The 19,839-nt window shown below is 38.2% G+C and carries 24 protein-coding genes; 18 read left to right on the forward strand and 6 right to left on the reverse strand.

Annotated features, from left to right (window positions below):
• Window positions 1-3 precede the first annotated feature (3 nt).
• Window positions 4-1,923, reverse strand: a complete 1,920-nt coding sequence (locus LEP1GSC199_RS07820; RefSeq protein WP_232420714.1) for a sensor domain-containing protein — start codon at window positions 1,921-1,923, stop codon at window positions 4-6.
• Window positions 1,913-2,461, reverse strand: a complete 549-nt coding sequence (locus LEP1GSC199_RS21750; RefSeq protein ID WP_002980389.1) for a hypothetical protein — start codon at window positions 2,459-2,461, stop codon at window positions 1,913-1,915. Before LEP1GSC199_RS21750 ends, LEP1GSC199_RS07820 begins: the two co-directional genes overlap by 11 nt.
• 236 nt (window positions 2,462-2,697) lie before the next feature.
• On the opposite strand from LEP1GSC199_RS21750, the gene LEP1GSC199_RS07825 reads away from it, so the two are divergent.
• Genes LEP1GSC199_RS07825 through LEP1GSC199_RS07840 form a run of 4 tightly spaced genes read left to right on the forward strand, consistent with a single transcriptional unit; the run spans window position 2,698 to window position 6,729 of the window.
• On the forward strand, window positions 2,698-3,252 hold the full coding sequence (locus LEP1GSC199_RS07825) for a hypothetical protein (protein ID WP_002980278.1): 555 nt from the start codon (window positions 2,698-2,700) through the stop codon (window positions 3,250-3,252).
• Window positions 3,253-3,264: 12 nt separating this feature from the next.
• Window positions 3,265-3,924 carry an HmuY family protein gene (locus LEP1GSC199_RS07830; RefSeq protein WP_002980339.1) on the forward strand — a complete coding sequence of 220 codons (660 nt, stop codon included), beginning with the start codon at window positions 3,265-3,267 and terminating at the stop codon, window positions 3,922-3,924.
• The gene (locus LEP1GSC199_RS07835) at window positions 3,924-6,110 is read left to right on the forward strand and encodes a TonB-dependent receptor plug domain-containing protein (RefSeq protein WP_002980461.1); all 2,187 of its coding nucleotides are present in this window, start codon (window positions 3,924-3,926) and stop codon (window positions 6,108-6,110) included. The genes LEP1GSC199_RS07830 and LEP1GSC199_RS07835 overlap by 1 nt, the downstream gene beginning before the upstream one ends.
• On the forward strand, window positions 6,085-6,729 hold the full coding sequence (locus LEP1GSC199_RS07840; RefSeq protein ID WP_002980291.1) for a hypothetical protein: 645 nt from the start codon (window positions 6,085-6,087) through the stop codon (window positions 6,727-6,729). The genes LEP1GSC199_RS07835 and LEP1GSC199_RS07840 overlap by 26 nt, the downstream gene beginning before the upstream one ends.
• Here the strand turns inward: LEP1GSC199_RS07840 and LEP1GSC199_RS07845 are convergent.
• Complete coding sequence (locus LEP1GSC199_RS07845) at window positions 6,726-7,253, reverse strand: DUF3015 domain-containing protein (RefSeq protein ID WP_002980481.1); 528 nt, start codon at window positions 7,251-7,253, stop codon at window positions 6,726-6,728. The genes LEP1GSC199_RS07840 and LEP1GSC199_RS07845 overlap by 4 nt on opposite strands.
• A gap of 14 nt (window positions 7,254-7,267) precedes the next feature.
• Window positions 7,268-7,489, reverse strand: coding sequence for a hypothetical protein (locus LEP1GSC199_RS07850; protein ID WP_002980383.1), 222 nt, complete (start codon window positions 7,487-7,489; stop codon window positions 7,268-7,270).
• Window positions 7,490-7,678: 189 nt separating this feature from the next.
• Between LEP1GSC199_RS07850 and LEP1GSC199_RS07855 the strand changes: the two genes are divergently transcribed.
• Together LEP1GSC199_RS07855 and LEP1GSC199_RS07860 are read left to right on the forward strand one after the other, a co-directional pair.
• On the forward strand, window positions 7,679-8,602 hold the full coding sequence (locus LEP1GSC199_RS07855) for an FAD-binding oxidoreductase (protein ID WP_002980349.1): 924 nt from the start codon (window positions 7,679-7,681) through the stop codon (window positions 8,600-8,602).
• A gap of 1 nt (window position 8,603) precedes the next feature.
• Entirely contained in the window at window positions 8,604-8,825 is a 222-nt protein-coding gene (locus LEP1GSC199_RS07860) for a transcriptional coactivator p15/PC4 family protein (protein ID WP_002972855.1), read from the forward strand.
• Window positions 8,826-8,830: 5 nt separating this feature from the next.
• On the opposite strand, the gene LEP1GSC199_RS21755 is transcribed toward LEP1GSC199_RS07860, so the two are convergent.
• Both LEP1GSC199_RS21755 and LEP1GSC199_RS07865 read right to left on the reverse strand, forming a co-directional pair.
• On the reverse strand, window positions 8,831-8,977 hold the full coding sequence (locus tag LEP1GSC199_RS21755; protein WP_232420716.1) for a hypothetical protein: 147 nt from the start codon (window positions 8,975-8,977) through the stop codon (window positions 8,831-8,833).
• Complete coding sequence (locus tag LEP1GSC199_RS07865; protein ID WP_232420718.1) at window positions 8,967-10,484, reverse strand: VWA domain-containing protein; 1,518 nt, start codon at window positions 10,482-10,484, stop codon at window positions 8,967-8,969. The genes LEP1GSC199_RS21755 and LEP1GSC199_RS07865 overlap by 11 nt, the downstream gene beginning before the upstream one ends.
• Before the next feature lie 71 nt (window positions 10,485-10,555).
• On the opposite strand from LEP1GSC199_RS07865, the gene LEP1GSC199_RS07870 reads away from it, so the two are divergent.
• From LEP1GSC199_RS07870 to LEP1GSC199_RS07925, 12 genes are all read left to right on the forward strand, one after another.
• A complete protein-coding gene (locus tag LEP1GSC199_RS07870) occupies window positions 10,556-11,266 on the forward strand; it encodes a 7-carboxy-7-deazaguanine synthase QueE (RefSeq protein ID WP_002980293.1) in 711 nt (236 codons plus the stop codon).
• Entirely contained in the window at window positions 11,266-14,109 is a 2,844-nt protein-coding gene (locus LEP1GSC199_RS07875) for a DEAD/DEAH box helicase (RefSeq protein WP_002980397.1), read from the forward strand. Before LEP1GSC199_RS07870 ends, LEP1GSC199_RS07875 begins: the two co-directional genes overlap by 1 nt.
• A gap of 39 nt (window positions 14,110-14,148) precedes the next feature.
• Complete coding sequence (locus LEP1GSC199_RS07880; protein WP_002980517.1) at window positions 14,149-15,414, forward strand: dicarboxylate/amino acid:cation symporter; 1,266 nt, start codon at window positions 14,149-14,151, stop codon at window positions 15,412-15,414.
• The gene (locus LEP1GSC199_RS07885) at window positions 15,401-16,252 is read left to right on the forward strand and encodes an SGNH/GDSL hydrolase family protein (protein WP_002980507.1); all 852 of its coding nucleotides are present in this window, start codon (window positions 15,401-15,403) and stop codon (window positions 16,250-16,252) included. The genes LEP1GSC199_RS07880 and LEP1GSC199_RS07885 overlap by 14 nt, the downstream gene beginning before the upstream one ends.
• A gap of 2 nt (window positions 16,253-16,254) precedes the next feature.
• The gene (locus LEP1GSC199_RS07890; protein WP_002980304.1) at window positions 16,255-16,590 is read left to right on the forward strand and encodes a hypothetical protein; all 336 of its coding nucleotides are present in this window, start codon (window positions 16,255-16,257) and stop codon (window positions 16,588-16,590) included.
• A 60-nt stretch (window positions 16,591-16,650) separates the two neighbouring features.
• Window positions 16,651-16,965, forward strand: coding sequence for a hypothetical protein (locus LEP1GSC199_RS07895; RefSeq protein WP_002975869.1), 315 nt, complete (start codon window positions 16,651-16,653; stop codon window positions 16,963-16,965).
• Window positions 16,966-17,382: 417 nt separating this feature from the next.
• Complete coding sequence (locus LEP1GSC199_RS07900) at window positions 17,383-17,946, forward strand: integrase core domain-containing protein (RefSeq protein WP_083901932.1); 564 nt, start codon at window positions 17,383-17,385, stop codon at window positions 17,944-17,946.
• 96 nt (window positions 17,947-18,042) lie between these two features.
• Window positions 18,043-18,492, forward strand: coding sequence for a hypothetical protein (locus LEP1GSC199_RS07905; protein ID WP_002980405.1), 450 nt, complete (start codon window positions 18,043-18,045; stop codon window positions 18,490-18,492).
• Window positions 18,493-18,510: 18 nt separating this feature from the next.
• Window positions 18,511-18,813: a TRL-like family protein gene (locus LEP1GSC199_RS07910; protein WP_002980261.1), complete on the forward strand. Its 303-nt coding sequence runs from the start codon at window positions 18,511-18,513 to the stop codon at window positions 18,811-18,813.
• Window positions 18,810-19,055: a hypothetical protein gene (locus LEP1GSC199_RS07915; RefSeq protein WP_002980343.1), complete on the forward strand. Its 246-nt coding sequence runs from the start codon at window positions 18,810-18,812 to the stop codon at window positions 19,053-19,055. The genes LEP1GSC199_RS07910 and LEP1GSC199_RS07915 overlap by 4 nt, the downstream gene beginning before the upstream one ends.
• Before the next feature lie 10 nt (window positions 19,056-19,065).
• Window positions 19,066-19,380, forward strand: a complete 315-nt coding sequence (locus LEP1GSC199_RS20825; protein ID WP_083901929.1) for a TRL-like family protein — start codon at window positions 19,066-19,068, stop codon at window positions 19,378-19,380.
• Between the two features lie 21 nt (window positions 19,381-19,401).
• A complete protein-coding gene (locus LEP1GSC199_RS07925; protein ID WP_002980406.1) occupies window positions 19,402-19,824 on the forward strand; it encodes an Ig-like domain-containing domain in 423 nt (140 codons plus the stop codon).
• Window positions 19,825-19,839: the final 15 nt, after the last annotated feature.

Raw genomic sequence — 19,839 nt, forward strand, 5'->3', positions numbered from 1 at the left:
CGGCTATTTTGTTTTTGCGGATTCGTTAAATTTTTGAACGAAGACAACAAAATCTTCTGCGGGAAGTGGTTTGCTGTAAAGATATCCTTGGATCATATGACATCCCAAATCGTGCAACAAATCCCTTTGAGCGACGTTCTCCACACCTTCTGCAATGACTTCCATTCCTAATGAATGCGCCATATTGATAATGGCCTTACAAATAGCTCTGTCATCTTCATTCAATTCCAAATCAATCACAAAGGAGCGATCGATTTTTAAAACATCTGCATTGATTTTTTTAAGATAACTTAATGAACTATAACCAGTTCCAAAATCATCGATAGATACTTTGATTCCAAGCCCAGATAAATATTCAAACGCTTCGATACTTTTTTCTGGATTTTCCATGATGGAACTTTCGGTTAATTCTAATTCAATTTCCTCGGGATCAATGTTATATTGAAGGATAGTAGACTGAACGCGATGCGACCAATTAGCGCGCGCTAGTTGCTTTCCGCTAACATTGATACTAACCGGAAAAGCAGGAAACTTTTGTAATTTCCACTGTTTTTTAAGCCGGCAAGCTTCTTCCAAAACCCAATCGCCAATCCTTTCGATAATCCCAGAATCTTCTGCGACTGGAATAAATTCTACAGGTGGAACCCAACCTCTTTCCGGGTGTTTCCAGCGGATGAGTGCTTCGGCTCCACAAACTTGATTAGTAAGAGTAGAAATTTTAGGTTGGAAAAAAAGTACCAACTCCTCGTTTTGAATCGCCTTTCGTAAAGAGTTTTCAATGTACAATCGTTTTTCAGAGCGAAGGATGAGTTCGTTAGTATAGAATTTATAATTATTTCTACCCAGTTCCTTTGCTTTGTACATTGCCATATCTGCATTCTTTAAAAGTTCAGAGGAAGAAACACCGTCATTTGGCGAAAGGGCAATTCCCATACTGATGGTTGTAAACAAATCACGTCCCATGATATGAAAAGGTTGGCTTAGAATATCTAAAATCTTTTGGGCAAATTCAGCAGCAGCACTTTTATTAGGAATATCTACTTTTAAAATCGCAAATTCATCTCCCCCAAATCGAGCCACAGTATCTACTTCCGTCATGACACGTTTCAGTCTTGCACCAACCATTTGCAAAAGAATATCTCCTTTGGTGTGGCCTAAACTATCATTAATAAACTTAAAGTTATCTATATCAAAAAAATAGAACGCAAGTAAGGTCTCTGTTGATTTGTGATTTTTTAAGGCTTGGTTTGCATGATCAATAAATAATGTACGATTGGAAAGTCCTGTCAGGGCATCATAATAAGCTAAGTAAGTTATTCTTTCTTCTGATAATTTTCTTTCCGTAATATCAACCCCGAAACTAATAAATCTTTTTTGATCGGTTTCTGTATCATCAATAGGGATGTATTTTCTTAAAAGGTAAGTTACTTTATCGTTACTGTCTTGTATGAGTTCTTCAAACTCTACAATTTGATTCTCTTTGGCTGCAATTTCTAAATATTTTTTACGTTTTTCATGAAATTCAGCAGGAAGTTCCAATCTCTCAGCTAATTCCAAATCTGTTTTTTTAAATAACCACTTTCGAATGTCCATATTTGATAAAAAGACAGGGTTGGTATATTCGTATTGAAAATTTGAATTTAACACAGCAATATCAGAGTCTAGGTTATCTAAAATAAACTCATAAAAAGCTTTTTGATTTCTGACTTGTTCTTGAGATCTTTTCCTTTCGGTAATATCACGAAAGGTGGCCCAAATTGCCATTTTACCGTTCACTGGAAACAATCGAAAGGAAGATTCCGTTGGAATCAAATGCCCTGACTTTGTTTTTAAAGCTGTACTTTCGATTAGATTTCCCTGAAACTCTTCATCTTCATCTACTTCCACAGGTGGCATAAAGAATGAAAATTCTTTATGCCACAATCTCTTCCAATGGGTATTCTAATACAACAACAGCTTGTTTATTTGCGTTTATGATCTGTTTGGTACCAGGATCAATTTGCATCAAAACATCCAATGATTCTTCGAAAACATTTTGAAGGACAATTACCTTTTCTCTAATTTCATCATAAGCAATGGAACGATTCATATCCTCAATCAATCGCTCAGAAAAGTTTAGTACTAAATCTAGGATACCAACTGAATATGTTTTTTCTGCAAGGTGCAGATAGGTAGGGTGCGCAGCTCTTGCTAATTCGATCGGTGTTAAAGGTGCAATCGAAAGCAAAATATAAGGTGATTCAGGAAACTGTTCAAAAATAAATTTTTGTTTTTCTAATACTTTAGGATCATTCCAAAATAGAAAGACTGCGGATTCTTTAATAGAGCCCGGTTTAATGTCCAAGATTGAACGAAAACTGTGAACATTACAAGATTCAATATTCGTTATGTCGCGAAGTATTCTGTTATAAAAATCATGATCAAACTCTTCAATATAGATAGTGATTTGTTTGAGAGACATGACCTAGGCATAGTAGACGAAAAATCCTTTTCCTTACAATTGATTTTTTCCATGATACGTTTGTAAGCTCAATCGAGATACAATGAGGAAATTGGAAAATAAAATGACCAAATCTTTCCGATTCCTCAGAAATCTGTCATGATTCTGTCAGAGACTTAAAAAAATTGGCCAATCGATAAAATGAATTTGATTCTCATTACCAGTCCTTAAGCCTGGATAAAAATGACCGAGGTTCTATGAAATCCCTTCAAAATAAGACAAAATTATTAATCCTTTTGAGTTTGGTGGCTGGACTTTCCCTTCAGTGCGAAAAAAAAGAAAATAACGACAAAGACCTTCTTACTTTAGTAGCTGTTGGCTCCCTTTTTAATATGGCTGGTGATTGTTCTGTTGCCGCAGCCGGTAAATCACTCAATACTTGGACAACAACTTCTGGAGTTGGATCTGGTACCATCTCTAAAACAAGCAGTGTTCCTGTTGTGGGCCATCCAACCGCAGTATTAAAATACGCAAGCACAGGCGCTGTAACATTTACTTTAACTGGAAAGTCAGAAGTGATTGTGTATGGATCTGGATCTTGCCCCTTAGATTCTACAAAAGTAATCAAAACGGGAATCACTTATGGTCCAGCTCTTACAGCTGATCCTTCTTTTACTGATGCCTACAAATTAGATGGCACAGGAACTATCACGCTTACTAACGGTGGTAACACTTCAGGTGTTTATATTTTAATTTATGCAATTCCTCGCAATGGACAAGCCGCAGAGATTAGCTATTCAATAGCTCTATAATATTCCTACCGTATGCGAAGGATTTATATTTGCCTGATTGCAATCGGATTCTTTTTTTGTGCCCGTCAGGAAAAAGCCCTGACGGATCAAGAAATTTTAGTCAACCAATTGATTGTCAATGCAATCAATGCTGGAAATCCCAATGCACTTGACAAAATTGTTTTCTCCCGTTTACAAGCGGACGGGAGTTACCTCACTCGCATCAACGCCAGTAATTTAGATTTTTATATTTATTTCTATTTTGAAGGAAATAAACAAATTCCCTTATCTGAAAAAGATAAGTTAACCTGGGATATTGCATTTAACCGATATAAGGTGGCAACCAATTCAGGGGAAACCAATCGTTCGGGTTTGGGGGGAACTTGCAAAAGTAATACAACAGATTTTGCTGTCGCTAGTTCTACTTCTGCCGCAAGCCAAGGATGTAATTCTTTCACCATAGACAGCGCTTCTACCACACAAGGAATCGGCGGAGCCGGTGCCGTTTATGTCGGAAACGCTCTAATGACTGAATGGTATAACTATACAATTGGAAATTTAACACCGAAGTCAGATATCTACCTGATTCGTTCTGGAACGGGTTCATCTATTTATGCAGTCCATATTGAAAATTATTATAGTGATGCGGGAACTTCAGGGTATCCGACCATCCGATGGAAAAAACTTCCCTAATGTATTTATTTAATCCGTTCCTTTTGCCAATCCTGTGTCTTTTTTTATTGTTTATAGGAGAAGTTCATTCTCAAGTAAAACCACGTGAAAATGGAAAGAATACAAAAACTGTTGAGAAAACATCAACTGTTCCAACAACTCCTGTAGAAACAGATACCAATACAACCAATCCTAATCCTCAAAACGGAGAAACTCCAACCTCTATCACAACCACGCCGCAAGAGGGAAATAAAGAAGAGAATCCAACAGAAGAAGTGGACCGTTTTAAAGATTTAGATAATAAAAATGGTATTGTAGTCACAGGTTCTCGCAGAGAACGACGACTCAAAGATTCAGCTGTTGCTACAGAAGTGATTTCTCGCAAAAGAATTGAACAAACAGGAGCACGTAACTTAGGTGAGGTGTTAGATACCCAACTTGGAATTAACGTAACTCCATTTTTTGGAGGATCTCAAGTCCAGATGCTCGGGCTCGATTCCAAATATGTATTGTTTCTTGTGGATGGACAACGTGTTGCCGGACGTTTGAATAACACCATTGATCTCACTCGGTTTAAAGTTCAGAACATTGAACGAATTGAAATCGTAAAAGGAAGTTCCTCTTCTTTATACGGAGCCGATGCCATTGGTGGTGTAATCAACATCATCACCAAACAAGCAGAAAAACCAGAACATTACCAATTCCGAACCTCTTATGGAAACGGAAGGCAGACCAATTTTGGAAGCCAAGGCGAAAAGAATATGATCGCCGATGTTGGTTTCAAAAATAATTTTGTAGCCTCCAATTTTTTTGGTGGGTTCAACCAATCAGCTGCTTATGATTTAGATCCCAAAACTCCAGCCACAACAGGAAATGCATTCCAGGATGCAAACGTAGGTGGGAATATGACCTTCAATCCAGATGGTCAATTTAAGGTAAAAACAGGAATCAATTATTTAAATCGTAACCAAGCAGGAATTGATTCTAGATCCAATGGTGGAGTTTTTGATAGAACCAACCTTACAAACGACTTTCTCGGGTTAGGTGCATTGGAATATACTTATGGAAAACGCAATATGGTATCTTTACGTGGAAATTTTTCTCGTTGGGAAAATCACTATAAGTTGGACCAACGAAATTCCAATGAACTCGACGTAAAAGAATTCACAAATGAATTTTCATCCCAAGGTGTCGCTCAAGTTGATCATGAAATCAATAAAGATCACATGGTGACTGCTGGTGTCGAATCCTATTCAGAAGAATTACAATCAGATCGTTTACAAAGAAGAAATGCCTATAGAACCAGACGAGCTGCCTTCATTCAAGATGAATGGGTGATTTGGCGCCAAGGTTTTGTTTGGCGGTTGGTTCCAGGGGTACGTCATGATGTGGATTCTCAGTTTGGTGGTCAGACTACACCAAAAATTGCAACCAAAGTCGATATCACAAGTGACCTTGTTTTCCGTGCCAGTTACGGTAAGGGATTCCGACCTCCCTCTTTTCGAGAATTGTACTTACGTTTTGAAAACCCAGGTGTGGGGTACGTTGTGGATGGGAATGACAAACTAAGACCAGAAAGATCAACAACTGTCAATGCAGACCTCGAATACACTCCCTTTAAATTTTGGACTCTATCCTTAAGTGTCTTTCGGAATGATATCACCGATCTTATCCAATATAGTTTTGGAACGAGAACCAGCGAATTTGCCAATTTTCAATTAAAGAACGTACAAAGAGCCTATACAAGAGGTGTGGAAGCGGGTTCCCGAGTTCGATTTCTGAAGTATTTTGCTTTGGAATTGGGATACAACCAAACGGACACTCGTGACCTAACAACCGATAGACCCTTAGAAGGAAGAGCCCTCCACCAAGGAACAATGAACTTTTTTGTGAATGCACCTGGTGGTTGGGAATTTGCCCTTCGTGCCAAACGTTTAGACAAACGGCCGTTTTATAGTACAACCAATGAATTTACTGCGGGATCAAGTACAGCTCTCATCGACCAACAAACAAAAACTCCAGAAGAAACCAACAAAGTTGTGTATGGAAAACCATTTACTCTCTTAAATGTAAGGATGGAGAAAAAATTCTTCGATGGAAGGATGGCTTTGTTTTTAGGAGTAGACAATGTCCTAGACCAATACGAGCTTACATACAATCCTATTCGTCCCAGGTTTTACTATGGTGGACTCCAAGCCACTTTTTGAACTTTATTCGCAGAAAACATTTTTTTTTGTAATCGTTCTTTATTGGTTATCTGGAGTTGCTCTGTACTCCGATGAATCAAAGTTAAATGCGAAACAATCCAAAGTTTTAAAAGAATCGTTTTCTTATTTGGAAACTTTGGAACCAAAACGAATCAGAATCGATAAATCGACCTACAATCGTCTCACCCAATTTGAATCTATTTTTAAGTTTGGTTTCTCTGGTAAAAAACTTTCACGTTGGATCCAATCACGGATCAAAAAATACTCTTACGGTTCCACTGGCGAATACATAGCTATGTATCATGATGGGGATGTATTACTCGGTCGTGCCTTCTTTAGTTTAAATCGAATGGATCGGATCCTTGTTCTATTACATGAAGCAAGGCACGCTGATGGAAAAAGTTACGGTCATGTGGTTTGTCCCGAAAACTTCCAGTTTCTCAATCCACGCGATTGGAAAATTCACCCTGCTGGTAAAAAAGGATGTGACGATGTACCCGATGGTAGTTATGGAATTACAGCAGCTTTTATATTTGAACTAGGCGCCTTTGGTTATCTCAACCAAACGGAAGCGGCGCATCGGTATAACTCAGAAATATCTCGAGTGATTCGCGACTAGTACAAACAGGCTTGTTTTAATTCAGAATCTTCGGCGATTTTTGATTTCAATCGAGATAAAATGACCTTGGATCTGGAATTTGAATCTAAACCTTGTGTTTTATCAAAGATAAATAAATGTTTTTCTTTCATCAATTTTCCCAGTTCATTACTATGAGTAGGACAACCTAACAAAGAAGCGATCGCTCGAATCCTTTCGCCTGTTCCGCTTACAGTTTCCAATTCCAATGGTTCTTCATTGTAAGTTATAAACACTTCTTGGGCTCGATCTGCTCTTACAATTCCATCATTAGTACAATTCGAAGTTCCCGACGTAATTCCAAAAGTCTGCGAGGATAAACTGCCATTGGTTGTTGCGGCAAGAACCTGTCCAATATCGTTTTTCCAAACGGAAACCATGGAACCAAGCCCACACCCTGCCATCCCGTAAGGTTCCGCAGAAACGGGAAAAGAAGTCAGTAGAAATAATAAACTAACAATTGTTAATTGAATTTTAACAAAGAGTCGGAATCTACGGTTGAACATAGAAACCTCCGTACTTAGATTGAAAATAAAGAATCAGAATTACGATCGATTTGCGGAAGTTGGTGACCCTGTGCTAAAATTTCTCCCGACATCGAAAGAACTGCCCAGGTTTTTTCTTCTTTTGCCTTGGTTTGCATAGATTGGAGCATCGTATTAGTGAATGATTCCAATTTTTGATGAAGGACGGTATTTGGAAATGAGGATGGTTTCTTTTCTTGTGCTTCAGTCGATCTCATGCAATTTGTTTTCCCGGTTGTCTATAGGATCGGCGAGGGGGCCGGAATGACTAAAGTTTAAAAAATCGAAAAATACAGTCAAGGAAGAGACATAATTCTGAAGAGGAAAAATGAAAACTCCAACTTCTCCTTTTCCCGAACTATCGGAATGTCAAACTTGACCAAAAACCACCTGTTACGAGGACGACTTTGCTTACCCCTCAAATCAATCTCTTCAAAAAATCCAATCCCATCCTAGCCCAAGTTGTGGCGAACACCCGTTTGACTCCCGAACTGGGTAAGGGAAAACGCCCAAGTAAGGAAGGCGATTCCGCAGTCCACCGAATCACCATCGCTATCGACCACAATACCTATCCCTATATGATCGGCCAAAGCGCTGGGATCATTCCTCCGGGTATTGATCCAGAAAAACAAGCTAAAGGATCAGCTGACCCGTCGTATACCATTCGTTTGTATTCCATCGCCTCACCATCGTTCAGTTTTGGCCAAACCAAGGACAATATCGAATTTGTGGTCAAAAGGGACAATGTGTACGATGAAAATGGAAATCTTGTTCATAAGGGCGTTTGTTCCAATTACCTTTGTGATTTAAAACCTGGTGACACGGTGACCATGACCGGGCCTGCCGGTAAAAAATTCCTCCTGCCTCAAACGGATTTTATTGGCGATATCTTCTTTTTTGCCACAGGAACAGGAATCAGTCCTTATTTTGGAATGGTGGAAGAACTCCTCGTCCAAAAAATCATCTCCTTCCAAGGAAATGTTTGGTTGGTTTATGGAGCTCCTTACTCCGATGAAATTGTCCTGCGCGATTATTTTGAAGGAATGGCTAAATCTCATTCCAATTTTCACTTCCTAACGGCAATTAGTCGAGAAGAAAAAAACTCGTTTGATGGCGGAAAGATGTACATCACTCACCGTGCAAAAGAAAATGCCGAAGCAATTAAAAATGCTGTCAATGAAAACGGTAAGTTTTATATTTGTGGCGGTCCGAAGGGAATGGAAAAAGGAGTCATACAAGAAATCATGTCTGCTTGCGGAACAGATCTATCGTATGAGGATTTCAAAAAACATCTAGAGGAAAAAGAACAACTTTTTGTAGAGACGTACTAACATGGCAAAAACAGGAATCATTCGAGACATTGACAAAGGTAGAGGGGAAGTCATCCGTGTGGAGATTTCCGAATACAAAGGCCAAACTTTTTTTAATATTAGAGTTTGGTACACCGATCCCAACGGTGAACTAAAACCCACTCAGAAAGGGATCGCCATTGCACCGACTCTTGTTGGTGAATTGAAAGAGGCCATCGAAGAAGCAGAACGTTGGTTAGCATAAACCAACTATTTGTTTGTATCCCCTTCGTTTGCATAAATAATCCTTTGTAACACTTCTTTGGCAGAGGAAACGTTTTCAGCGACACGAATGTGGTTGTACAACCGTGTGATTTCAAAAATCTTTTTTACAGAATCATGAATGTTAGCAACCACAAGTTCCCCCCCCACGACGGCGTAACCAACCCACAATTTGAATCACCATCCCAATCGCAGACGAATCAATATGCGAAGTATTGGCAAAATCAAAAATCATATACCTGTATCCTTCTGACATTTTTTGTTCGATTAAAAGTTTGATTTCAGGGCATTTATACAAATCAATATCACCTATAGTGCGGTATTCAAAAATTTCATCATGAACGATTACGTCCTTCAAATCTAACTTTTCTGGACCTTTCATCATCATTTGCGAGTTCATAAACAGATGTTTGTTTAAATCATCCGATTTGGTTGTAATTTTTGTTTCCAAAACCTGCAATCGACCCAGAACCGATCCCAGTGCATTCGGAGCAAAATGTAGGTTGGTTTTTATATCTTGAATCAGACCAAATAACAAGGCTTTGGCGTCCTCTGTATGACCACGTCTAATGAAATCCGAAATTTCTTTGATTCCAAGAGTTGCATTGGCAATCAAAATTTCCACAAGAACATCGGGATCTTGTTTTCCCCTATTGTTCCCTTTGGGAAAACGAAAAGATTCTTTTACTGATTCTAAGGCATTTTGTTGTAATAAATTATAATAGGAAACATTCACTTCGCAAAAAGGAGAATCCGCTTGGTTTATGCGGTCATCAATTGCCAAACGCAATACTAAATTACGAATGTCGTCGGCTCTGAGATCACCTAACTGGAGATTGATTTTTTGTCTAGAAATGGTTTTGGAATCACCCAAAAACTCATCAAATTCCTCTGCGATTTGGTGTGAGGTTTCGGATAAAACCTGTTTCAACCTTACACCTGGTGCCATTTGTAATTCTACATCAATTGCCTGTGCATACAAGGCACCAATGTCTCCAAATTCTTCAAAGAATATGTCTGATGCTTTTTCCGGGTTATCGATGTAATGAAAATTTCCCCCGCCAGCTTTTGCAATTTCTACTAGCATCTCTTCATTAAAATCGTTTCCCACGCCGATGGTTGTGGTGGAGATTCCCATTGCTAAATGATCAGCGGCAATTTTGACAAGTGCTTCTTTTTCCTTAATTCCCGATGTGGGATTTCCATCTGTGAGTAATAAAACTCGTTTGTATGCGTTCGGAATTTTGGATTGGTTAAGACTTTTCAGAGCAGACAACCATCCACCACTCAGATTGGTAGAGGTGGCTACTTGAATGTTCCTAATTTTATCGGTCACTGAGACTTTTTCTGTTAGGTGAGTCACCGGTTGGATGATTTGAACATCAGCTGAATACGCAATGATTGTGACAGCATCATGTCTGGTAAGCCAATTGACTAGGGCACAGGAGGCATCAATCACCGATTCCATTTTTTCCCCCTTCATGGACCAACTTTTGTCCACGGCAAGACCGATCACCAAAGGTTTTCGTTCATCAATCTTTGGGTTGGCAGGAGTTCGAAATCGAAGTAAGAGATGGTTTTCTTGTACCTCTTTTTCTTGAATCAAAGGAAATTCCAATTTGGCATCTACAAACATGACCATAAAATGAAATTCTGAATAAATGTTTTCGCAAGAACAATTTAAAGTAATCTGGCACAGAGAGAATCAATACAATGTTTGGAAAAATTCATGAAGTTTATTCTTCCATTTCTGGTGAAGGCATTTCACAAGGAATCCCTACTGTCTTCATACGATTTGCTGGTTGTTCCTTACGTTGTGGCAAAACGGAAACAAGAGCATTATGGTGTGACACAGCTTACGCACTTGGACCAAACCAAGGTGAAGAAAAAACTTTGGATTCTGTTTGGAACGATTTAGAAAAATTGGATCCGCGCCACGGATACCAAGTACTACTCACGGGAGGGGAACCCTTAGAAGGAAAAAACAGGGATCTATCAGTAGCCCTTGCCAAACGAATCTACGAACACCGAATGAATTTCGGTAGGCCCTACCCTGCATCACGTGTAGAAACCAATGGAAGCGAAAGGATCACCGAAGATTCCTTTTTTATTTTCACTATGGATTATAAATTACCTGGTTCGGGAATGGAAAACCGGATGGATCAGGAAAATTTTCGGATTCTAGAAAAGAGACATAATTCACTTGACGAAATCAAGTTCGTTGTGCGAGATAGAATCGACTTTGAGAGAAGTATCGAAGTCATTCGCGAACAAAAAATACAGACAAATATATTGTATTCGCCAGTCCACGGTGAAGTGGATGCCAAAGAACTAGTCGAATGGATCAAAGTAGACAACCCACCTAAGTGCCGTTTGTCGCTTCAAATTCACAAAGTGCTTTGGGGAAATCAGAAAGGAGTTTGATGGACATCCCTATTCAATTAAGTTTAGATTTTGAAACAACGGTTGAACCAAAGCAAACAAATGAGTATGGATTCCTCATCGATGAACCAGAGTTAGGTCTAGCTAAAGTCACCAAAGAGATGGCCACCTCAGTGGAGTTGTTCTTTGAATCTAAAGAAATTTTTCGAACAGTTAATAAATCCAATAAACAATTACAATTTTTAAACCAATATCCAGATTCACTTCGTGACTGGGAAGAATTTCCCAAAGCCATGGACTTGGCTCTTGCGGCAAGCCAACTCAAACTTACTTATAATTTTAATAAACTGTCTTCTCTTTCCAATTCCAGAACACGACTCCTACCTCACCAAATTGAGTGTACCTTCATTGTAGCCAATAGTCTAAAACCAAGGTTTATCCTTGCTGATGAAGTAGGCCTTGGAAAAACGATTGAAGCCGGTCTTGCCATTAAGGAACTCATGTTTCGCCGTGGACTTAAAAAAGTGCTCGTGGTTGCGCCTTCTCCCCTTCTTGTCCAATGGCAACAAGAAATGAAAAACAAATTCAACGAAGAATTTGCCATCGTTCGCAGAAAAAACTTTATCACAAACGGCCCCGACCATTGGCGAAACTTTAATAAAATTATCACTTCTATTGATTTTATCAAAAACCCAAAATATGCAGAAGAAATTTTAGGAACGAAATGGGACATTGTGGTTTTTGACGAAGCCCACAGGCTCAGACGTGATTATTCTAAAATTACTCGTGGGTACCTTTTTGCCGAAAAAATTGCACGTAAAACAGAATGTTTACTCCTTCTCACAGCCACACCTTTTCGTGGAAAACTAGAAGAACTCTTTTATCTCTTACATTTAGTAGATCCAAATATCCTTGGGCCGTACCACACTTTTGTGAACGACTATGTAGTTGGTCAAAAGGGCGATTTAAAGGAAAAAATTTCTAAGGTTCTTCTTCGTCGCCGAAAGGTAGAAGTGGGTGGGTTTACCAAACGGTTTGCAAAAACAGTTCGAATTGATCTTTCTCCCATCGAACGTGCGTTTTATGACGAAACTACCGAATATGTAAAAAGAGAATATAATATGGCTATGGGAACCAAAAACCGTGCCATTGGTTTTGTGATGGTGGTGTTCCAGAAGTTACTCGATTCATCTGTAATTGCCCTTCTCTCTGCTTTACAAAAACGTAAATTTATGTTGGAATCCAAATTCCATTATATGAAAGAACATGAAACCACTCTCGATGATTGGGATTTGGATGAAACAGAAGGTGTCGAAGAATTCATCACTGAATTAGAAGATGAAGAAATGAGTAGTTTCCAAAGGATCAAACGAGAGCTCTTCACTCTGAACCGCCTCATTCATTTGGGAAAACAAATCAAAGAAGATAAAAAAACTTTAAAACTAAAAGAAACACTCTATCGCTTAAAAAGAGAAGGCCATAAAAAATTCATTATCTTTACCCAATTTAGAACCACACAAGACCATTTACAATCTGTATTAGAACCAGACTTCAAAGTATCTCCCTTTCACGGTTCACTCAGTATGGATGAAAAAGAAGTAGCCATCCAAAAATTCAAAGAAGACTACGAAATTTTAATTTGTACAGAAGCCGGTGGGGAAGGCCGTAACTTACAATTTGCGAATATACTATTTAACTATGACTTACCGTGGAGTCCTCTCAAGATTGAACAACGAATAGGAAGGATCCACCGTTTTGGACAAAAAGATAATGTTTATATCTTTAACTTTGCTTCCAAAGATACAGTTGCTGAAAGAATTCTAGAAGTACTCACAAACAAAATTCGTTTGTTTGAAGAATCGATTGGTGCTTCTGACGACTTACTGGGAACCATAGAAGAAGAATTGGATTTTAATTCTAGCCTTATGAAGTTTGTGACTGGCACTAAAACCAAAGAAGAATTAGAAACAGAATTTGACCTACGGATTCAAGTCGCTCAGAAAGGATTTGAAAAACTCAATGCACTCGTTACTCCCAAAGTATTAGATTTTAATTTAAAAGATTACTACGACCACACACTCGAAGAAAGGGAATGGAACAATAGCCACTTAGAAGAAGTGGTAGCTCAAGGTTCGAAGTTCTTTCAAAACTATTTACCCGGCTCCCTCACAGCGATCAGTAAAGGTTCCTACGAATATAAAAATACAGAAGGCAAAGTTAAAAAAGCTACCTTCGATTCTGACTTGGCTCTAACCAATGACTCTCTCGAATTTTTGGCATTTGGACATCCTTTTGTAGAAAAGGTAACGGAACTACTCACACAGAGTGATGTCGGTCGTAAAAAAAAGTATCTTATCTCAGAGAACTTAGGGCAGAAAATCCTTTTTGTTTTCCAAGTGGAATTCGACTTCTCTCTCAAACGAAAGGATCTTTTCTTTATAGAATTTGATCTAAAAAAAAGGAAAACTCTAGTATATACAGAGAAACCTACGGAATGGACAGAGGCAAAAACATATATTCCTGAAAAGGAAATCCCTCTTTCGAAACTAGAAGAAGCATTTATCCATTGTTATCCGATTGTTGAATCAGAAGCGGAAATTAAAAAAGAAATCCTAAGAAAAGAAACTCTATCCATATTTCAAAAGGAAGAATATAAAGTAGAACTTTCTCACCAGAAAACCATTCGTCAATTAGAAGAAAAATTGATGCGCCAAGAGGCCGCTTATAAATGGGACAATCGTCCTGAAAAAAAAGCAGTCCTCCACAAAACGATGAAAGAAATCCAACGCGCTAAAGACGAATACACTGTGGAAATTCGGAAAATCAAAAACGGTGCCACCATTTTCCATAGAATACGACTATTCCAAACTTATATCAGCATTTAAATTCATTTACATAGAATTTCCAAAGGATAGACTTTGGAAATGTTCTTTCCAAAAATTGCATTCTGGATTCAAATTCTCGTATCTTTATTGTTAGGTTTGATACTTGGAATCCTGCTAAATCCAGAAACAGGCCTTGTATCAACACTCACTTTAAAACCATATTTACTATGGATGAAACTTCCCGGAGATATCTTTCTAAATTTACTTCAGATGATTATGATCCCCTTAGTTATAGTCTCTATAGCTCTCGGTGTTTCTAGTTTACGAAATTTAAAAGATCTTTGGAACCTAGGAAGCAAAACTCTCCTCTACTTTATTTTTACTACGATCATATCAGTAAGTATCGGAATTTCATTAGCACTCATCATCAAACCGGGAAATCACATCCAAACCCAATCAGTAGAAATTAGCACAAACAACTCCGACGCTAAGTTAAATCAAAATTTAGAATCGGTTCCAGAAACCATAGCAAATATCATTCCTAAAAACCTAGTCATTGTTTGGTCCAAACAGCAGATGTTATCAGTAGTTTTTTTTGGTATGATCTTAGGGATTTTTTTTCTAACTTCTCGTGAATCAGGTGCAGCGTTAAAAGCTTTTTGTCATTCCTTAGAAAGTTTTTGTTTATGGGTTGTGGCTACTGCAATGAAACTAGCTCCCTTGGCCGTTTTAGGTTTGATGAGTTATGCCATGGTCCAGATCGGCTTTTCACTGTTATTTGGACTTGTTTCATATATTGGGACAGTAATATTGGGACTTTTTTGTATCCTTGTTTTCTACTCTGTTTTGATTCTGATTTTTACAGGAAAGAATCCTCTTCGTTTTTTGAACCAGGTTCGTGAAATTCCCTTACTTGGATTTTCCACTTCTAGCTCTAGCTCTGTCCTTCCCTATTCTTTAAAACTTGCCAAAGAGAAATTAAAATTGAAAGAGACAGTGGCAGATTTTGTTCTTCCCCTCGGTGCTACTATCAATATGGACGGAACCGCATTGTACCAAGCTATTGCGACCGTATTTCTAAGTCAGGTATACCAAGTAAATCTTTCATCTTTAGACTTGTTTTTGTTAGTTGGAACGGTAACGGCGGCTTCGATTGGAACGGCCGCAACACCGGGGGTTGGACTCGTCATACTTGCATCCATCTTATATACATTTCACATACCCATTGAAGGAATCACTATCCTTTTTGGAGTTGACCGCTTTTTAGATATGTGTAGAACTTCAGTAAATCTAACCGGCGATTTATCATGCGCATTTATCATGGACCATATCTGGAAGGAAACTAAACCCAATGAAGAAAATTAAATATACAGTTTTGTTAGGAATCTTAGTATTCCTCATCCAATGTGATACAAAAAAAGATTATTTTGATGATGTTGGAGCCAATCTACTTTGTACTACATACGCAGTCTGTAACGGTGAAACACCTGCTAAAACTGGCATCATCGGCGATAGTTGGACAGATCTCCTTCTTGGATTTCCAGCAGTAGAAACACTTAGACCTCAATTGGAAAATCGGTTTCATTATAAATTCGTTGGTGCAACCCTTGGTGGAAAAACCTTACAACAGGTAGTCAACCAAGGTCTTCAGTTTCAAGTCATAGACCAAGGTGGGGCAGATATGAAGGTAATCATTCTATCCTTAGGTGGAAATGATATCCAAGCAAACCTCTCCGAATATATCGGAAAAGTGGAAACGGTTCAAGCGCAGCGATTTGCAACCATCAAAGCAAACCTCAAACAGATGATCATTTCCGGTAATGCCTACAAAATTTCGAAATTTGGGGGTCCACCTTTAAAATGGATCATCCATGGATACGACTATCCCAATCCATATATGGCACCTGTCATTGCTGGTTCAGATGAAGGATGCAAATCTAAGTTTGATAGCATCGGACTTGTTGTTCCTGATGCAGCGGTATTTACCTCTAACCAATTAGATGCATTCAATAACTTACTTCTTGATACAGTTCGAGAAGAACCTTCTCTCATCTATGCAGATTTAAGAAATACGTTAGGTGGGAAACCGAATTCGCGAGCAGAATTTATGTTAGATTGTATTCATGCAAATAACTTAGGTTATACTTATCTTGCAGATAAATTTGCAAGATTAATCTATCCGATTACTAATATAGGATTTTAAATATGAAAAATATAATAATCATTTCTCTTTTTATTATTTCGTTGGCTTCATCCTTATATTCGCAACCTGCCAATAGTGGTTTTGCACACCCATTACAAATTGAACCGGTGGCCGTGTATACAAAGCTCAAAGGTAATGTTGGTTATTGGCACAAGGACTTCAATGGAGTCAAAGAAATAAACAAAAACATTAACATTGAAGGTGAATACAAATTTACAGATTCTTTTTCAGTAATATCCTCTATTGGTCGCAACGATTATTCACAAACTGATACAGCAAAAGAAGTTACTTGGGATCGTTGGAATGCTGGGATCAAATACGTATTCCAGTTCAGATGAAAACGCAATTTTGCTGACCTAAATTAAGCTAATACTCCAAGCCGAAAATGGAGATTAGAGATGGAAAAACAAGTAAGAGAAAGACGTACGTTCAAAGCGGATGACAAGATAGGCATCATCCGAAAACACCTATTAAAATCAAAGTTGGTAGACACCTGTGATGAATATCGGATTCATCCAACCATGATGCAAAATTGGTTAAAAATAGTATTGGAAGCAGGACGCGAAGCATTGGCTGGGTCGAATCAAAAAGAATCCAATGAAAACAAGAAACTGATAGAAAAGTATGAAAAGGAACTGGAGAGGAAAAACAGAATCATAGCCGAACTCACAGGGGAGATCATCGACCTAAAAAAAGAAGCTGGGGAGCTCTGACAGGATTACATGTTTCGACTGCATTAAAGCATGAGATTGTAAATACCTTAGATCGGCTGAAAGAGGCGTCAGGTCTCCCCATCAAATACCTGTGTAGTAAAATAGATGTAAATCCAGGCAAGTTAACTGTTTGGAGAAAATGTAAAAACAAATCACCAAAGAAAGTAATTCCAAAATCGCATTGGATAACACCAGAGGAACGAAAGGCAGTTGAAGATTACAAACGAAATCATCCATTCAAAGGATATGTTCTTTTGGCATGGATGATGATTGATGAAAACGTAATACGTGGCGTCCTTCTAGTGTATACGCCACGTATTGGTGGACTGTGGTTTAAACCGCAGATGGCAAAAGCCCTTGGGAGAATCCAAGAAAACAGGTTTTGATCAACCTAAAGCTATTCATGAACACTGGCATATGGACATATCATATATCAATTTTAAAGGAAGTTTTGTTTACTTGATATCAGTGTTAGACGGATTTTCACGTGCAGTCCTTGCATGGTCAATCAGTACTCGAATGGAGTCACTTGATACACAGTTAGTTTTATGGGATGCATGCGACAAATGGCTTGGAGGCGATAAGTTTTTAGCGGTTCGTCTCATAACTGACAATGGATCTCAATTCTTGACTAAGGAATTCAAACAAATTTTGAAAGAATTTTCAATCCATAATGTTCGGACTTCTGTAAATCATCCTCAGTCCAACGGGAAACTAGAAAGATTTCATGGAACCATTAAGACTGAGTTAATCCGTGAAATACCAATGTATTCACTCGAACAAATTAGAGAAGAAGTTGGTAAATGGATTGAAGAATACAATTCGGTAAGACTTCATTCTGCAATCGGTTACGTAACACCTATGGATGTGTTTTATGGTCGCAAGGAAAAGATTTTAGCAGAAAGAAAAGAAAAACTACTTGAAGCAAAATTGAAGAGAAAAGAATACTCGGTAAAGGCTAATATAAGGCTTGTTGCTTAGCTTAATTTTGAATCTCAAAATTCTGTTTTTCACTGAACTAAGACATACGGAAAAGTCTTTGAAAATGGTTCATCGCAATTTCTCATCGGTGGCGGTTTGCGACTCTACGATAAAAAAAGAAATGCTGAATTCAGAGAAAGAGAAAATCCAGATTATTATTTAATCAGACCCAACTTTGGACTCGGTTATAAATACGGTATCTTTCAAATCATGTCTGAGTTTCGGTTCCAAACGGAAACCAACCGACATGGAAAAGAATCTAGTTTGCAAGAATTCAAAAGGTACTACCAAGTGGGAATTGCTCCCTCTTTTGCTATTGCGGATTCCGTTCGTATATTTACAGAAATTGAATATAGAGAACCAATCGACAGAGCCGCAGATAAAAATTTAAGATATTTTAATTTTTATCCCGGTATCTCCATGAATACAGAAAGTTTTGGAACATTTAGTTTTTCTCTCCTACTTGGCATTTTACCGAAAGAAGACAATGCTATGGATCGTGGAATTCGTTTTTCTTACTTCTACTTTTTTGATACAAATCAATAAAGTATGAGAATACTTTGGATGTTACCGCTTGTGTTACACTTTTATCATTGTCTCAGTGTACAAATTGGAAATCCTTCGGTAACGTTATTTCAAAACAAAGGGCAAGAGGGCTGGCATTCTCCGGGAAAAGTTCCTTTAGTAACCGACAGTTTTGTTGAAGCATGCACCACAAACTATTTCGGATTGGTTAGTATAGGTAATGCAAGTTTAGAATTCATCCCGCGCCATTCTCGACCTAAAGAAATTCATAGCCTAGACCATTATTATAAAAAACAATATTTCTTTTTCCAAGAACTTTGTTTACGCATCACCGGACGATGAAACAGAATATTGACTCATTAAATGAATTTGCAAAAAAACTGAAGAGTGGACTTATCTACGAGGAAATAGAATCCAAATTAAAGGAATTTCATTCCAAAAAAATCAATACATCTAACAAATCATTAGATGAACTTACTGAAAAAATTCGAAAGAAAGAAGAACAAATAAAAAAACTCTATGACGACATCATCATTTTACAAAACAAACTCTCACAAACCTTGGATAAGGAGCTTAACAAGTAAACAAACCTTAATGGAATTTCCGTATTTTAGACTAGTCTGTTTTATAAGTTTTATCTTCACATCTTCTTGCGCAAGTTCTGGATTCGGAACGCAAGGTTTACTCTTTGAGGACCAAAGGATCAGCATGATGGAAACTGGCCTCTTTGCCAACAAGGAAGGAATTGCCTGTGCCAAGTCCTACCTCGGCCTCCTTGCTCTGGGAGATGCCTCTGTGGAAGTCTCCCAAAAAAATGGAAATATTAAAGAAATTACGTCTATTGAATTAGAAAGTTACAATTTCTTGGGGATTTACGCAAAACTATGCACAGTTACCAAGGGAAATTAGTCGAAACTAAAACTAGAACCTATGCTCAGCTGGAAGAAAATTCGAATCTTATTTCTATTTGTTTTTTCCTCGCTGGCCTGCCTCCCAGAACCAAAACCTTCTCTGCTGGGTGTCCTTGTATTACCTTTGGTAACACAGACATCAGAAAATTTTACCATTGAATCTACAATTCCTGCCAATGGGGCAACGGGTATATCACTGAACCCCACCATCACCATTGTGATGACGCAAGCGGTCGAATCAACTTCTCTCAATACAAATATCAGTTGTTCCCCGTCTTGTCCAAGTCTGACAGGCGGAGCTTCAAACCGAACGATCACACTTACACCTGCGAGTGCTCTGATCACTGGAACTACATATACCATCACCCTAGGTCAAAACATCCAATCGATCTTTGGACTGACTCTTGGCACAAACACAAGTTTCAGTTTCACCACCTTATAAATAAAAAAGCCGACG

This window comes from Leptospira vanthielii serovar Holland str. Waz Holland = ATCC 700522, assembly GCF_000332455.1.
Lineage (GTDB): Bacteria > Spirochaetota > Leptospiria > Leptospirales > Leptospiraceae > Leptospira_A > Leptospira_A vanthielii.